The organism is Stutzerimonas stutzeri (assembly GCF_000590475.1).
Taxonomy (GTDB): Bacteria; Pseudomonadota; Gammaproteobacteria; order Pseudomonadales; family Pseudomonadaceae; genus Stutzerimonas; species Stutzerimonas stutzeri_D.
On record NZ_CP007441.1, the window covers coordinates 180,808 to 196,796 of the forward strand.

The 15,989-nt window shown below is 61.0% G+C and carries 9 protein-coding genes, 1 tRNA gene and 1 pseudogene; 5 read left to right on the top strand and 6 right to left on the bottom strand.

Features of this window, described 5'->3' with window-relative positions:
* Positions 1-4: 4 nt before the first annotated feature.
* Positions 5-1,264 (top strand): RNA polymerase sigma factor, encoded by a 1,260-nt coding sequence (locus tag CH92_RS00850; protein ID WP_025239911.1) that lies wholly within the window; start codon positions 5-7, stop codon positions 1,262-1,264.
* A gap of 237 nt (positions 1,265-1,501) precedes the next feature.
* Here CH92_RS00850 and CH92_RS00855 read toward each other — a convergent pair whose 3' ends face one another.
* Together CH92_RS00855 and CH92_RS00860 are read right to left on the bottom strand one after the other, a co-directional pair.
* Complete coding sequence (locus tag CH92_RS00855; protein ID WP_025239912.1) at positions 1,502-2,863, bottom strand: sigma-54-dependent transcriptional regulator; 1,362 nt, start codon at positions 2,861-2,863, stop codon at positions 1,502-1,504.
* 27 nt (positions 2,864-2,890) lie between these two features.
* A pseudogene (locus CH92_RS00860) lies at positions 2,891-4,650 on the bottom strand (sensor histidine kinase).
* Positions 4,651-5,027: 377 nt separating this feature from the next.
* Between CH92_RS00860 and CH92_RS00865 the strand changes: the two are divergent.
* Positions 5,028-6,515: a SulP family inorganic anion transporter gene (locus CH92_RS00865; RefSeq protein WP_025239913.1), complete on the top strand. Its 1,488-nt coding sequence runs from the start codon at positions 5,028-5,030 to the stop codon at positions 6,513-6,515.
* A gap of 14 nt (positions 6,516-6,529) precedes the next feature.
* Positions 6,530-7,381, top strand: coding sequence for a universal stress protein (locus CH92_RS00870; RefSeq protein WP_025239914.1), 852 nt, complete (start codon positions 6,530-6,532; stop codon positions 7,379-7,381).
* A 48-nt stretch (positions 7,382-7,429) separates the two neighbouring features.
* On the opposite strand, the gene cfaB is transcribed toward CH92_RS00870, so the two are convergent.
* Positions 7,430-8,611: a C17 cyclopropane fatty acid synthase CfaB gene (cfaB, locus tag CH92_RS00875; RefSeq protein WP_025239915.1), complete on the bottom strand. Its 1,182-nt coding sequence runs from the start codon at positions 8,609-8,611 to the stop codon at positions 7,430-7,432.
* 209 nt (positions 8,612-8,820) lie between these two features.
* Positions 8,821-8,916, bottom strand: a tRNA-Sec gene (locus tag CH92_RS00880).
* A gap of 26 nt (positions 8,917-8,942) precedes the next feature.
* Between CH92_RS00880 and CH92_RS22380 the strand changes: the two genes are divergently transcribed.
* Entirely contained in the window at positions 8,943-9,065 is a 123-nt protein-coding gene (locus tag CH92_RS22380; protein WP_256059187.1) for a hypothetical protein, read from the top strand.
* A gap of 1,003 nt (positions 9,066-10,068) precedes the next feature.
* Positions 10,069-12,429, top strand: a complete 2,361-nt coding sequence (locus CH92_RS00890) for an NACHT domain-containing protein (protein WP_025239917.1) — start codon at positions 10,069-10,071, stop codon at positions 12,427-12,429.
* 197 nt (positions 12,430-12,626) lie between these two features.
* Here the strand turns inward: CH92_RS00890 and selB are convergent, their stop codons facing one another.
* Together selB and selA are read right to left on the bottom strand one after the other, a co-directional pair.
* Positions 12,627-14,543, bottom strand: coding sequence for a selenocysteine-specific translation elongation factor (gene selB / locus CH92_RS00895; RefSeq protein WP_025239918.1), 1,917 nt, complete (start codon positions 14,541-14,543; stop codon positions 12,627-12,629).
* Positions 14,540-15,949: an L-seryl-tRNA(Sec) selenium transferase gene (selA, locus tag CH92_RS00900; protein ID WP_025239919.1), complete on the bottom strand. Its 1,410-nt coding sequence runs from the start codon at positions 15,947-15,949 to the stop codon at positions 14,540-14,542. The genes selB and selA overlap by 4 nt, the downstream gene beginning before the upstream one ends.
* Positions 15,950-15,989: the final 40 nt, after the last annotated feature.

Genomic DNA, 15,989 nt, shown 5'->3' on the forward strand with positions numbered 1-15,989 from the left:
TTGCGTGACGGCCACATCGGGCGGGGAAACGGCGAGCCAGCGGACTGTCGAGGCCATCTACCGCAACGAATCGCGGCGCGTGCTGGCGACCCTGATCCGTCTGCTGGGCGACTTCGACCTGGCCGAGGAGGCGTTGCACGACGCCTTTTTCGCCGCGCTACAGCAGTGGCCGCATGACGGAATACCCGCCAACCCGCGCGCCTGGCTGGTTTCGGCTGGGCGCTTCAAGGCCATCGACGGCCTGCGCCGGCGGGCACGCTTCAATGCCTCGCTGAACCTGTTGGCCGATCAGCTGGACGCTTCCGAGGAGCCCGACTGGGATCACGACACGCTGGAGGATGATCGCCTGAGGCTGGTCTTCACCTGCTGTCACCCGGCCTTACCGGGCGATGCACAGGTGGCGCTTACCCTGCGGCAGGTCTGCGACCTGAAGACCGAGGAAATCGCCCGCGCCTTTCTCGCCTCGCCCAGTACCATCGCCCAGCGCATCGTGCGTGCCAAGCAGAAGATCCGCGACGCCGCGATCCCCTATCGCGTGCCGTCGCGGGAGGAGTTGCCGGCGCGCCTGGATAACGTGCTGAGGGTGATTTATCTGGTGTTCAACGAGGGCTATTCGGCCTCCAGCGGCGCCGAGCTGACCCGCGCCAGCCTGAGCACCGAAGCAATCCGGTTAGGGCGGCTGCTGCTCGAACTGCTGCCGGACCCGGAGCTGATGGGCTTGCTGGCGCTGATGTTGCTGCACGACTCGCGCCGCGCCGCACGCACCGATGAGGCGGGCGAGCTGGTACGCCTCGACGAACAGGACCGCAGCCTGTGGGACCGGGCGCAGATCGAAGAAGGCTCGGCGCTGGTGCAGCGTGCGTTGGCCTCGCGGCGTTTCGGTCCCTACACCTTGCAGGCTGCGATCGTCGCCGTGCATGCCGAGGCGCCCAGTGCCGCTAAGACCGACTGGGCGCAGATCGTCGGGCTCTACGACGTGCTGTTGCGGGTCAGCCCCTCGCCGGTCATCGAATTGAACCGTGCGGTGGCGGTCGCCATGCGCGAGGGACCCGAAGCCGGTCTGGCGCTGATCGACAATCTGCTGGCCCGTGGGCTGCTGCGCGACTACCACCTGCTGCACTCGGCCCGCGCCGATTTCTGCCGCCGCCTGGGCCGTCTGGATGATGCGCGAGCGGCCTATCGGGATGCATTGCGGCTGGCGCAACTGGAGCCGGAACGGCGTTTTTTGCAGCAAAGGTTGAATGAGCTGGACCAGGCTGATTGAGGAATGGTTGGGGCTCGATTGTCGGCATGTTTTGGTAGCGCGCCACCTGGCCCCGCTTATGAAACTGGCGGCGATAGCGTAGGGTTTGAATACGCGCTGCCATCATCCGCGATGGGAATTGCAACCGCCTGACGATAGTCGCGGGATCAGAGTAGGGTGGGCCGGGCGGCGTTCCTTACAAAAAGTGGCGGCGAGCTCTGGTGGGCTGACAGTGAAGCGGTGCGAGGCACGCGATGATCAGGTGTCGCTACTACCCGCCGGGAGGTAATCACTGCGACTCAAGCCGTGGCGCTGCATCTTTTCGTTGAGGGTGCGGCGCGGCAGTTGTAGCTGGTTCATCACCTCGGTGATGTTGCCCTTGTGTTGTTGCAGGGCGCTGTGCAGACATTGCGCCTCGAAGGCTTCCATCTGTTCGCCCAGCGATGTACCGGTGCCCGCGGCTGGGATGCCCGCGTTCGCGGAGGGCGGCGGGGTCAGACCCAGCGCATGGCGTTCGGCGGCGTTGATCAGTTCACGCACGTTGCCCGGCCAGTCATGGCTGAGCAGTTGCGCCAGCTCCGCGGGGCTGGCCGGCACCGGATCGCGGCCATGACGCAGGGCCGCCTGGCTGGCGAAGTGCTCGAACAGCAGCGGGATGTCTTCGCGACGATCGCGCAGTGGCGGAATGTGCAGTTCGGCAACATTCAGGCGGTACAGCAAGTCCTCGCGGAATCGCCCGCCACGCACCTCTTCGAGCAGGTCCGGCTTGGCCGCGCTGATCACCCGCAGGTCCACTTCGATGCTGCGGTTGGAGCCGAGCCGCTCCAAGGTTTTCTCCTGCAGCACACGCAGCAGCTTGACCTGCTGGGCCAGCGGCATGCTTTCGATTTCGTCGAGGAACAGGGTGCCGCCGTGGGCATGCTCGATCCGGCCGATGCGTTTGGCCTGGGCGCCAGTGAAGGCGCCACTCTCGTGGCCGAACAGCTCGCTCTCGAAGATGGTTTCCGGGATGGCCGCGCAATTCAGCGCCACGAACGGGTTGCGCGCTCGTGGGCTGAAGTCATGCAGGCAGCGCGCGACCTGCTCCTTGCCGCTGCCGGTGTCGCCGCGGATCAGTACGTTGACGTTGGTGCCGGCCAGCTCCAGCACTTGGCGGCGGAGATGTTCCATGCCGCGCGAGACGCCCAGCAGCATCGATTCGATGCGCCCCTTGCGGGTGAACTGCTCGCGCAGCTGGCGGTTTTCGCAGACCAACCGGCGCTTGTCCTGGGCACGGCGCACGCTGTCGAGCAGGCGTTCGGGAGTGAAGGGCTTCTCGATGAAGTCGTAGGCACCCTGGCGCAGCGCCTGGACCGCCATCGGCACGTCACCGTGCCCGGTGACCATGATCACCGGCAACTCAGGGTCCAGCGCCACCAGCCGTTCCAGCAGGCCGAGGCCGTCCAGGTCGGGCATGCGCACGTCGCTGATCAGCACACCGGGAAAGTCCCGGTTGATCAGCGCCAGCGCCTGTTGGGCGCTGGCGCAGGTGCGCACGCTGAAGCCAGACAGTTCCAGCCATTGCTGCACGGCCTGACGGATCGCCGCTTCGTCGTCGATGAAGATGACCTGACCGCTCATGTCCCACTCCTCCTGTGAGTTGCCAGTCTACTCGGCGGGGGCCTGTTCGGCTGCCGGCAGATGCAGCACGAAGACCGCGCCGAGCGCATCGTTGTGTACCTCCAGATTGCCGCCGAGATCACGCACGATGCCGTAGGAGACCGCCAGCCCCAAGCCCAGGCCCCGACCGACCGGCTTGGTGGTGAAGAAGGGCTCGAAGACCTGATCCAGATGCTCGCTGGCGATGCCGCCACCACTGTCGGCGACGCTCAGCGTCCAGCCCTGGCGGTCGCGGTGGCTTTCGATGCGCAGCTGGCGGACCGGGCTGCCCTGCACGGCGTCGAGGGCATTGGTCAGCAGATTGATCAATACCTGTTCCAGGCGAATGCCATCGCCGCTGACCCAGGCGTCGGCCGGCACCTGATGCAGCACCTCGACGCCATCGCTGCGGATTCGCGGGCCGAGTAGCTGCAGCGCCTGCTCCAGCACCTCGGCCAGGCTCAGCCGTTGGCGAAGCCCGGCGGGACTCTTGCGGGCGAAGGTCTTCAGGTGACTGGTCAGCGCGGCCATTCGCTCGAGCAGCCCCTCGACCTGGCCGATGCCTTCGCGCACCGCCTCGGTGCGGCCGTTGTCCAGCAGCAGCCGCTGGCTGGCCGCATGCGCAGGGCGGTCAGCGGCTGGTTGATCTCGTGGGCGAGGGCGGTGGACATCTGCCCCAGCGCCGCCATGCGCGCGGCGTGTACCAGCTCATCCTGGGCGGTGCGCAGCTCCCGGGTACGCGCCTCCACCAGGTGCTCCAGCTCGCTGCGGCTGCGCTGTTCGACGCGTCGGGTCTTGCGCCGCTGGGCCAGGTAGAGCAGCAGGAACGCCAGCGTCATCCACACGCCAGCGGCCGCAAGGCGATAGCTGCGCACATTGGCGACGATCAGTTGCGGCTCCTGCAGCAAATGCAGCGTCCATTTTTCGTCAGGCAACTGCAGGCGCTGCCAGAGGTAGTTGCGGCGACCGTCCGGGCCGTCCACCTGGCGCCGTTCGCTGTCTTCGGCGATGCGCTGCAGGCTCTGGTTCGGCAAAGGTTGCAGGTTCTGCTCCGCGTAGCGTCGGGCAGTGATCAGCTGATTGCGCACCTCTTCGCTGAGCGGACGCAGGTAGCGGAAGCGCCAGGCGGGGCGGTTGGTGAGGATGACGATGTCCAGCGAATCGGCTACCAGCAGGATGCCCGATTGTCCCACCCACTCGCGCTGCATGTCCTCCAGCTCGAGCTTGACCACCAGCACGCCGACCACTTCGCCGGCGCTGTTTTTCACCGAGCTGGAGAGGAAGTAGCCGGGGATGCCGGTGGTCACGCCGACTGCGAAGTAGCGTCCGGAGTCGTTTTTCAGCGCATCGAGGAAGTAAGGGCGGAAGGCGTAGTTGTTGCCGACGAAGCTGGTCCAGTCGCGCCAGTTGCTGGCGGCGAGGGTTTCGCCGTGACGGTCGAGCAGATACAGAACTGAAGAGCCTGCCGCCTGGTTCTGCTGCTCCAGCCGCTGGTTCAACCGCTCGCGCAGGGCCTGGTCGCCGGGGTTGCTCAACAGCTCCTGGATATCACTATCCAGAGCAAGCAATGCCGGTACCGAGCGGAAGCGCTGAACCTGAGTGTGGATGGCCTGCGCATAGAGTTCGAGCTGGCCGCGTGCCTCCTGGCTGCGTTCGGCCCAGGCGCGGCGCTCGGCGATATGCCCGGCCCAATAGATGCTCAGCAGCAGCCCGGCAAGAATCAGCAAAACGATGAGGACGACGCGAAAGCGGCTGGAATGGGCAGGCATGGCGGGCTCGTTGTGAGGATTTCGCATAGTAAGCCAAAGTGCCTGCACGGAGGATTGCCAAGTCGTCTATCGGCGGCCGGGCGGGTGCGGGTCGCGGTGACAGGTCGGTTTCGGTATCCTTGCCAGCCCGTTCGGCGTCCACGAACCGTCGAAGCCTCCCATAAGAGACGAGATCCATGACCTGGCTGCCTAGTCCGCCATAGCGCAACGCCCCTTTGCCTGACACGACCGCCTGTCATGGGCGCGGTCGTGTCCTGCCGTGCGCCGCGCCTCGTGTGCGTGGACCACACCTCTACTAGAATTTGAAATCTGGTCTCGTTTCAGCCTTGCTTGCCGTAGTCCGGTCTGGCGGCGATGCCTTTGCTCTGGATATTCCGATGCTCCATTCGATCAAGCAAAACTGGTTCTGCAACATGCGTGGCGACGTGCTTTCCGGTCTCGTCGTGGCCCTCGCACTGATTCCCGAGGCGATCGCCTTTTCGATCATTGCCGGGGTCGATCCCCGGGTCGGCCTCTATGCGTCCTTCTGCATCGCGGTGGTGATTGCGTTCGTCGGTGGCCGTCCGGGCATGATCTCGGCGGCGACCGGTGCCATGGCGCTATTGATGGTGACGCTGGTGCGTGACCATGGATTGCAATACCTGCTGGCTGCGACCCTGCTTTGCGGTGTCTTCCAGATCGGCGCCGGTTACCTTCGCCTCGGCTCGCTGATGCGCTTCGTCTCGCGCTCGGTGGTCACCGGTTTCGTCAACGCGCTGGCGATTCTGATCTTCATGGCGCAGTTGCCGGAGCTGACAGACGTCACCTGGCACGTCTACGCGATGACTGCCGCCGGCCTGGGCATCATCTACCTGTTCCCCTACGTGCCGAAGATCGGCCGCATCATTCCTTCGCCGCTGGTGTGCATCCTCAGCCTGACGGCCGTGGCCATGTATCTGGGCCTCGACATCCGCACCGTCGGCGACATGGGCGAGCTACCCGATACGCTGCCGATCTTCCTCTGGCCGGAAGTGCCGCTGACCTTCGAGACTCTGGCGATCATCTTCCCGTACTCCGCCGCGCTGGCGGTGGTGGGCCTGCTGGAATCGCTGATGACCGCCACCATCGTCGACGACCTGACCGACACCGGCAGCGACAAGAACCGCGAGTGCAAGGGCCAGGGTGTCGCCAATATCGTTTCAGGCCTGTTCGGCGGCATGGCCGGCTGCGCGATGATCGGTCAGTCGGTGATCAACGTGAAATCCGGCGGCCGCACGCGCCTGTCGACGCTGATCGCAGGCGTCGTGCTGCTGCTGATGGTGGTGTTTCTCAGTGACTGGGTCGGCCAGATCCCCATGGCCGCGCTGGTAGCGGTGATGATCATGGTGTCGATCGGGACCTTCAGCTGGGATTCGCTGCGCAATCTCAAGCATTACCCGCTCTCCACCAACATCGTCATGGTGGTCACGGTGGTGGTGGTCGTGTTCACCCATAACCTGGCGTACGGCGTGCTGGCCGGCGTGCTGCTGGCGGCGATGTTCTTCGCCAACAAGGTCGGGCATTACCTAAAGGTCGACGCGGAACTGGATGGCGAAGGCAATCGGCGCACCTACCGGGTGGTGGGCCAGGTGTTCTTCAGTTCTTCCGACAAGTTCACCGCCGCCTTCGATTTCAAAGAAGCCGTCGCAATGGTCGTCATCGACCTTACCCATGCGCATTTCTGGGACATCACCGCCGTATCCGCACTGGACAAGGTGGTGCTCAAGTTCCGTCGCGAGGGCACCGAAGTCCAGGTGCTGGGTCTGAATGAAGCGAGCGCGACCATCGTCGACCGCTTCGGGGTGCACGATAAACCCGAAGCCATCGACACGCTCATGAACCACTGACCAGGAGAACGGCTATGACCCACGTAATGGCTTGCATCGACGGATCCCCTTCGGCAGCCGCCGTCTGTGATTGCGCCGCCTGGGCCAGTCGCCAGCTGGATGCGCCGCTGGCCCTGCTACATGTTCTCGATCAACAGCAGTATCCGGCCGCCGGCAATCTCAGCGGCATCATTGGCCTCGGCAGCCGCGAATATCTGCTCGAAGAGCTCGCCGCGCTGGATGAAAAGCGCAACAAGCTGGCGCTTGAGGAAGGCCGGATGATGCTCGATGCCGCCAAGCAGCGCGTGATCACCGCCGGCGTAGCGCTGCCGGACGTGCGACAGCGCCACGGCGATCTGGTGGAAACGCTGCGCGATCTGGAATCGGACATCCGCCTGCTGGTGATCGGCAAACAGGGCGAGGACAGCGGCACCGATTTCCAGCTCATCGGCAGCCAGCTGGAGAGCGTGATTCGCACCCTGCACCGACCGATCCTGGTTACCCCGGCCAGCTTCAGCGTGCCGACCCGCGTCATGCTGGCCTTCGACGGCAGCGCCACTACGCTCAAGGGCATCGAGATGCTGGCCTCGAGCCCGCTGTTCAAGGGAATTCCCGTTCACCTAGTGATGGTCGGTGATGACACCGCCGACAACCGCACCTTGCTCGAATCGGCAGGCGAGACGCTGGCCGCTGCCGGCTTCGACGTGCAGACCGCGATTCGTGCTGGGGAAGTCGAACCGACCCTGCATGCCTATCAGGCCGAGCAAGGCATCGACCTGTTGGTGATGGGCGCTTACGGCCACTCGCGGATTCGCCAGTTCTTCGTCGGCAGCACCACCACCGGCATGATCCGCTCGACCACCACAGCGCTGTTGCTGCTGCGCTGACTCACCCGCGCTGAACCGGGCGCCGTTAAGGCGCCCCTTGCACTTCGACTATCGGTAGATATCGGCCCGCGACCAGGGCAGCTCATGAGAGCCATCTGGCAGTGGCTTGCTCGCCAGAATCTGATGCAGGTTGATCCAGTTACGACGGAAGCCGTAGGCGCAGCCCGCCAGATAAACCCGCCAGATGCGTAGCGCCCGCTCCGGAATCAGTCGCTGGGCCTCGGCCAGATTCGTCTCCAGGCGTTCGCTCCAGAACTGCAGGGTGCGCGCGTAGTGCACGCGCAAGCTCTCCACGTCGACGATCTCCAGTCCCGATTCGCTGATGCAGGCGCCGATCTTCACCAGATGCGGCAACTCGCCATGAGGGAACACGTAGCGATCGATGAACTCGCCCGCGCCATGCGCCACCGGCCGGCCATCGATGTAGCGCGAGGTGATGCCATGGTTGAGCACCAGCCCGCCGGGACGTACCAGATCCGCCAGTTGCTGACAGTACAACGGCAGGTTGGCGTGTCCGACATGCTCGAACATGCCGACACTGACCACCTTGTCGAACTGGCCGTCCCTGGGCAGATCACGATAATCCATGAGCTCCAGCCGGACCTGGCTTTCCAGGCCCTCGGCGGCGACGCGCTCGCGGCCCAGCTTCAACTGCTCGGCACTCAGGGTGATGCCGAACACCTGGACGCCATACTCGCGCGCAGCAAAGCGCGCCAGCCCGCCCCAGCCGCAGCCGACATCGAGCAGGCGATCACTCGGTTTCAGCCGTAACTTGCGACACAGGTGCCGCAGCTTGGCCTGCTGCGCCTGATCGAGGTCTTCGGTGCCGGTCTCGAAGTACGCACAGGAATAGACCATGTCGCGGTCGAGCCACAGCTGATAGAACGTGTTGGACAGGTCGTAATGATAGGAAATCGCTTCGGCGTCGGTGGCCTTGTCATGCGCCTGGCGAGTCGGCAATGCCGAGTGCTCTTCGCCCAGTGCGCTAGAGATCTCATCGCCGATGCGAATGATCTCCTCAAGCGGGCCGTGAAAGTCGATCTTGCCTTCGACATACGCCCCACCCAGCAGGGCCAGGCTGGGGTGGGCCAACTGCGGGATCAGACCGGGATCCTTGATTTCCAGCGTCACGCTTGGGACGGGGCCAACATCGATCTCCTTGCCGTCCCACAGCTTTAGGCGCAGCGGAAGCTCCAGTTCCTTCAAGGTCGGAAGTAATGCGGCCAACATACTTAGTCTCCTGATCGTCCCGTGCATAAAATCCTAGACCAGCTTTGTCCCGCTTGCGCTCGACCGGCAGATGGCTTCTGTCTATGAGTTCAATTGAAGATTGCTGGAACGGAGCAGACGAGTAGAAAGGCTGCCGCGCGATTAGCGCTTTGCCGTGTTGCGGGGTTCGGGATGTAGGGCGACGGAGGCGTTTGGGTCCAGCCGGGAAATGGCGGAAGGCAGTGGGAGTCGAACCCACCCAGGAACGGCTGCCGCCCCCAACCGGGTTTGAAGCCCGGCCGCACCACCGGGTGCGATTGCCTTCCTCATTGATCTACAAGGAGTTTCCAGCTTGGCTGATGCTCTGACCGAGCACGATCAACGAAGTGTCGGAATTTCCGAACGGGCCAACTGCTACTACTTCTTGCAGAAGATCAGGCGAGAGGTGAGCGTACCGCATACTTATGGCTGGTGACGAACCCCAGGAAGTTTTGCTGGGTAAGTCAGTAAAAAATACGATCGCCGGCGCGACATCAGCAGTGAGAGAATCCGCGCTGGGATGATGAGAACGCCACCTCGCAGACTCGCTTTCGAGGACGCCTTTGGATCGTAAGCGGCCGGATCGAGCCCGAACATGATCACCGAACCCCGCAATTCGACGAGGCCAACCGAAACTTGACCAGTCAGAGCGCAGGATAGCGATCACAACGGAAGTGACTAGGCGCTGGTACGCCCGAACGACAGGGAGAGGTTAGGTATGAAGGCTGATTGGAACGACGCCCCGGACTACATCACAAGGCAACCACGTAAAAGCCGCAGGCTAGCGAGGCTGATCCCTGGCCTGATTGGCACCGTTATTACGCTAGCGGTTCTCCAGATGGCAGGCTCAGCGTTCCTGCAGGGAACCGCACAGCGCATTGCCGATAGGCGCATCCAACCCAAGCCAGCCTCCGTCGCTGAGATTACGCGAGTAAAGACCACAGAGACCAAGGATTGGGGCAGGGTAGTAGAGGAAGTGGCCGCGAGAGGTGCAACGCCTCAGTGGCAATCAGACCAGCCTCAAGCTGTTACGGCAGAGCCGACGCCCAAGCAAACAGTATTCAACGACAACAACTACGTTCCCCAGGGCGCGACTAATATCGTTCCCGCTACACGGGTTATCCCCGAGCCGACCGTAACGATCCCGCCCCGCCGAAAAGAAATTGTGGTTGTAGGAAAAGAGTCACGGATAAGCGATTTCTGTCCTGGCGGGGAAGGAAGCATTGCTCGTAGGAATTGCAAAGCAAGTGTTAATTTGAATATGAGGAATTAAATATTTCCAATTCCGAGGTAGATCATAAGCATGACCAAATCCCTTATGCACAGCAATCTATTAAGCTAGTAAAAATTAACTAGTGCTGGCGAGGTGGGCAACGAGAAAGAAGTGCCGCTTACTTTTTTGCGAGCGATGAAGAATGATTACCAACGGTGGTGAATAGATGAGTGCTGTCAAGAAAGGGAATGACTACCGTGATACGATTGCTCGAATATTGGCGGCTGCTTCCTATAGAAATGTGGAGATAGAAAAGCGGCTTGGTGGATATAAAAAAGTTGATGTTTATTATGAAAGATTTGAGTACGGCTCTTTAGTTAGGTATGCCATTGAGGCGAAGAACTATGAGAAGCCTCTAACCAAAGCATACATAGCGTCTAATATATTTTCTGAATATAGCGTTCTGCTTAATAATAAAGAGGTAGATAAGGTAATAATCATAGCGCCGCTAGATGTTAGCCCGGATACGCGAAAGTACATAATCGGGTGCGGCTTTATGTTTATGACCTTAGAGCAGTTTCGCTCGCATATCATGAACTTCCTGACGTACCTAGAAGGGCTCTGTACAGGATACAAGGAGGGTGGGCTTGATAAATATTATATGCCCTTGTATTTCGGTGAAAATCAATCCTTAAAAGAACGTTTGTTATCGTGGATTAGCGAAGAAAATGCCAGGCCGATAGCCATATTGGCTGGGTACGGCATGGGAAAAACCAGTTTTTCCAAGCACTTCGCCTGCGCATTGGCCGAGGAATTTCTTGAGAATAACCGCGGGCGGATACCGATATATATTCGGCTAGGCGAGATCTCCGATGAGCAGAGCCTTGAAGGTCTTCTTGCTAAAAGTCTAATTTCTTCCAATGCAGTGCAAAACTACACGTTTGAATTATTTATGGAGCTGAATAGGTCCGGCCAATTCTGCATATTGTTAGACGGCTTCGATGAAATGAAGCACGCCATGACATGGGACCAGTTTCGGCATAATGTTAAAGAGCTCAATAGACTTGTAGAAAAGAGATCTAAGGTAATCCTATTGGGTAGGCCTTCAGCCTTTATAAGCGATTCTGAGCAGGCCCTAATATTGAGAGGAGTCCGGCCGCTTGACGAGAAAGAAGTCAGAGCTTTTGAGTGGAGCATATACGATAGAATTGAGCTCAACTTCTTTACCAGGGAAGCTTCCATAGAGTTTATGGGGAAGTACATCCGGCATTTGGTAACGGATTCCGGTATAGACTGCAATATGCCTTTAGAAGAATTCATATCTAAAAGAATTATTGAAATCAAAGCGTTGGATTTCTCCGAAATAATCTTGCGTCCCGTTCAAGCTAAAATGCTGGCTGAAATTGCATCTGAACCGAGCCAGCAGTTAGAAAGCTATAGTCGTTACGGACTGTATAAGCACTTTATGGATTGCATTATAGAGCGGGAGATGTTCAAAAAATCGAGGCGGATTTTCTCGAGCGACACACGGAGAAACTTCGTAAGAGAGTTAGCCTGGTGGATGTGGTGCGATGGAGGAGGTAGTGGGCTTGCCTTGTCTGAAATACCTCGTTCACTTATAGATAAGTGCAGAGATGGGAAGAACATTGACCGCGAGGCTGCGCTTCGCGATCTCGTTTCAGGCTCTGTTCTCGAAACGAAAATGGCAGATAAGTTTTATTTTCCACACAGATCGTATCAAGAGTTCTTAGTCTCAGAGTACATCATTGGGTTGACGCCTGATCTCGGGGCTATTGAGAGGGTAAAGGGCGCAATCAACGGCGAGATAAAAGACTTTGTAATGGAGTCGGGGAACAAGAATGCTTTTAATGCCCTTTACGAAATTGTTCCTGAATATAAAGGCACTTTAAGCCTGCAGTTTATAGAGCTGCTGGCCTGGGCGGCACCTAATGATATTTCTGCAAAAGATATATCTAGCGAATGGCACTTAATTGTCGGGTTTTATCAGCGTCTCGCTGAGTTTGGGCCAGACGAGGCTGGTGAGTTTATTCTGGAGATATTAAAGGTAACTGAAACAAGGGAGATTGTGTTAACTGCGCTGTTGTGCTTGTGTATGTCGATACTTTATTCAGAGCGAAAGAATACGAAGCTTGGCATGACCTTGGCGACAGTAATCTTGAAGTCTGCTCTTCCAGTTATCGAAAAGATTGTAAATGCCAAGAAGAAGAGTCCAATCGCCATGCAGGCTGGAATTGGTGGCGCTTGGCATGAAATTGTTCTTAGAGCATTCGCGGTAAATGATTTTTCTTATGGTCTTAACTTAGACGTGAACGTAAATGAGGTTTTTGAAAGTATAAAGGCTTCACTTTCTTTAAAGTTAAGAGTTAGTGGCGTCCCTGATTTTGAGCCTTTCAACTACATTGTTACGTTGCAAGGACTCAGCACGACAGAAGAAGATTTGTCGATGAACAATAAAGGCGGTGTGGTTGCCAAGTACTTCAGGGATTACCACAGGAACCAAAAAATGATCCCGGTGACCGTGATGAGGAAGCCGGCGGACAGAAAGCTTCCAGGCTGGGCTCGTTAGAATCGAAAACAAAAGCCAGCAAAGACCAACACTGGCCGCAAACCGGAACGACGTAGTCTGAATAGCCAGTGCTTGCCAACATAGTCCAATGGAAAATTGGTTAAACACAGATTTGAAGCCCAGCCGCACCACCGGGTGCGATTGCCCTCCAGAAGTTGGCGTGAACGGAGCTTGGCTCCGGTCAGTGTTCGAGCAGCCTACCTGAGCTCGACGTCCGAGGCCAAGGCGCTGTCGGGGCGGATTTTGCGTTCGTTGCCGAAGCGGCGGGTGAGGCCGATGCGGTCGAAATGTTCGAGTAGTTGAATGCTGCGTTTGCGGCCGAGCTGGATCTGGTCGCGAAAGGCGGCGGCGCGGATCACACCGGTCTGGCGCTCCATGTCCAGCACCTGATTGGCCAGCTGGCGGATGGTCGAGTCGGGATAGAACAGGTCTTTAACCACCTGTTGCAGCTCGCCGATGCGCGACAGTTTGCGCAGCAGATGGCGCACCCGCTCTTCTTCGATATCCAGCTCGCCAGCCAGCTCGCGCACCCAGGGTGGATTGAACCGGGCTGATTCGAGCAGCGGCCACAGCCGTGCCTTCAACGATTCTTCCTCGGCGCTCAGGCGGACTCGATGTCCCGGAAGGTGCAGCCAGGGCCCGCTGGCTTCGACCTTGCCGGCCGCCAGGGTTTGCTCCAACAGGGCGAGGTAGATAGGGCGCTCCAACTGAGGCAGCGCGTAGCGGCGCAGACGGTCGCGATCCGGGCCGAGCTCGTCCGGTTGTGTTTCATGAAAGCGCTGCAGCGCCGCCACCAGACTTTGTTCGAGGTAGTCCCAGGTGCCGCGGTCGAACAGCCGCGGGCCTAGCCGCGTGCTGATTTCCAACGCCTCGTCCGGCAAGCGCCAGGTCTGTCGCGGCCGGTTGAACTGGCGCTCCAGCAAGGCCGGTTCCAAGCCGTTGAGGGCACTGGGCAGCAGCGCCGGTAGGATGTCTTCAAGCGTCTCGCCGGACAGTGCACGTAGAACGGCCAGCCGTGCCTGGCGGTGCCGGTTGCGCGGCGGGGCGAAGGGATCGAGCACCCGGCCGCCACCGATGGTGCGCTGCGCGGACTGATCGCGCAGCACCACGCGATCGCCATGCACGGCATGAGCCGGTGCATTCAGGAGCAGCTGCGCGTGCACGTGCCCCCCGGGCGCCAGGTATTCACCTTCCAGCAGGGCGATCCGGCCGGTGACGTCCTGCGCGCCAAGATGGATGTGCACCGGGGTCCAGTGCCGCAGCTCGCGGGCCTCGCTGGGCAACAGGGTGAATTCGATGTCGATGCGCCGGGTGGCGGCCTGCAGCTCGGGCTTCAGCAGCCAGTTGCCGCGGTTGATCTGCTCAACGGCCAGGCGATCGCCGGCGAGGTTCAGAGCGACCCGCTGGCCTGCGCGGGCTTCCTGCGCAGCCTGATTCTGGGCATGCAGCCCGCGTACCCGAACGGTACGCCCGATGGGACCCAGGGTCAGTTCATCACCCACTCGAACCCGGCCCGCGAAAGCCGTACCGGTCACCACCACACCGGTGCCGGTGACGCTGAAGGCGCGGTCGATGGCCAGGCGGAAATGACCTTGGTCGCTGCGCGCGCGTACGCTTGCGGCCTGCTCGACCAGTGCCGAGCGAAGCGCCCCGATGCCTTCGCCGGTAACGCTGGACACCGGGTAGATCGGCGCTTCAGCCAGCGGACCGGCCTGCAGCAACGCTTCGATCTGGGCGCCCACTTCGGCGATGCGCGGCGCTTCGACCCGGTCGATCTTGGTCAGTGCCACGAGCGCACGGCGAATGCCCAGCAGCTCGACGATGGCCAGATGTTCGCGGGTCTGCGGCATCACACCATCGTCCGCGGCGATTACCAGCAACACGCAGTCGATGCCGCAGGCGCCGGCCAGCATGTTATGCACGAAGCGTTCATGGCCGGGCACGTCGATGAAACCGGTGAGGTCGGACTCGCCCAGCGAGGCGTAGAGGTAGCCAAGATCGATGGTGATGCCGCGCAGACGTTCTTCGCGGCGGCGGTCGCCTTCCTGCCCGGTCAATGCCTTGAGCAGCGCGGTCTTGCCATGGTCGATGTGGCCGGCTGTGCCGATGATCATGACGCCAACTCCCGCTGCAAATGGGACAGCTGTTCCAGCAGCGCCGGCTCGTCGTCCAGTTGCCGCAAGTCGAGCCAGAGCGCGTCGTCGGCGATCCGGCCAAGAATAGGGATCGGCAGGCAACGCAGCGCCTCTTCCAGCTGGCGCAGGCTGCGGCCGCGCAGGCGCCTGGGCTGCTGCGGGCGAATGCACAGGGCGGCGCTGGGCAGACGCGCCACTGGCTGCGCGCCGCTACCGATCATGCCTAGCGCATCGCTCACGGCGACCTGCCAGTGTTCGCCAAGCGCGGTGGAAAAGGCGGGTGCGAGCCGTTCGGCCTGTGCGCGGATGTCCGGCTGCGGGCGGCTCAGCAGGCGCAGGCTGGTCAGGCGCTCACCGAGACGGTCGGGGTCACGGTAGAGGTTCAACACCGCTTCGAGCGCCGCCAGGGTCAGCTTGTCGACTCGCAGCGCGCGCTTGAGCGGATTCTTCTTGATCTTCTGGATCAGCTCGCGACTACCGACGATCAGCCCCGCCTGTGGACCACCGAGCAGCTTGTCGCCGCTGAAGGTGACGATGTCGGCGCCGTCGCGCAGGGCTTCCTGCACGGTGGGCTCCTTCGGCAGGCTCCAGCGCGACAGGTCGACGAGACTGCCGCTGCCAAGGTCTTCGAGCAGCGGCAGGCCATGGGCGCGGGCGATGGCGGCCAATTCGGCCGTGGCGACGCTGCTGATGAAGCCTTGCACGGTGTAGTTGCTGGTATGCACGCGCATCAGCAGGCCGCTGCGCGGGTTGATCGCGGCCTCGTAATCCTTGGCGTGGGTGCGGTTGGTGGTGCCCACTTCATGCAGCTTCACGCCGGCGCGGGCCATGATGTCAGGGATGCGGAAGGCGCCACCGATCTCGATCAGCTCGCCGCGGGAAATGATCCCTTCCTTGCGTGCCCCGAGGCTGTTCAGTGCCAGCAGTACGGCGGCGGCGTTGTTGTTAACCACGGTAACGGCTTCGGCGCCGGTCAGCTCGCGGATCAACCCTTCGATCAGGTCGTCGCGGTCGCCACGCTTGCCGCTGGCGAGGTCGAACTCCAGGTTCATCGGGTAGCGCGCCGCCAGGGTTATTGCCTCGATGGCTTCATCCGGTAGCAGGGCGCGGCCGAGGTTGGTGTGCAACACCGTGCCGGTCAGGTTGAATACGCGGCGTACGCGGCTGCGATGCTGGTTGGCCAGGCGTTCGCCGGCGCGACCGGCGAGCACCGCTTCGGACAGCTCCAGCGCCGCGAGCTGACCCTGGCGGACGGGCTCACGCAGCTCGTCGAGCAGGTCGCGCAGGGTGCCGAGCAGCGCTTCGCGGCCATAGCGCTGCTGCAGCGGCGCACAGGCGGGTGCGCGTAGCAGGCGGTCGACCGAAGGCAGGCGAACACTGCTCATGGCTGACGATCCTGTTGGCGATTCGGGGCGGAAAGGGCCG

Coding starts and splice junctions, on each gene's coding strand:
- CH92_RS00890 (WP_025239917.1), top strand. CDS start 10,069: ATGAGTGCTGTCAAGAAAGGGAATGACTACCGTGATACGATTGCTCGA.
- cfaB (WP_025239915.1), bottom strand. CDS start 8,611: ATGTTGGCCGCATTACTTCCGACCTTGAAGGAACTGGAGCTTCCGCTG.
- CH92_RS00865 (WP_025239913.1), top strand. CDS start 5,028: ATGCTCCATTCGATCAAGCAAAACTGGTTCTGCAACATGCGTGGCGAC.
- selA (WP_025239919.1), bottom strand. CDS start 15,949: ATGAGCAGTGTTCGCCTGCCTTCGGTCGACCGCCTGCTACGCGCACCC.
- CH92_RS00855 (WP_025239912.1), bottom strand. CDS start 2,863: ATGAGCGGTCAGGTCATCTTCATCGACGACGAAGCGGCGATCCGTCAG.
- CH92_RS00870 (WP_025239914.1), top strand. CDS start 6,530: ATGACCCACGTAATGGCTTGCATCGACGGATCCCCTTCGGCAGCCGCC.
- selB (WP_025239918.1), bottom strand. CDS start 14,543: ATGATCATCGGCACAGCCGGCCACATCGACCATGGCAAGACCGCGCTG.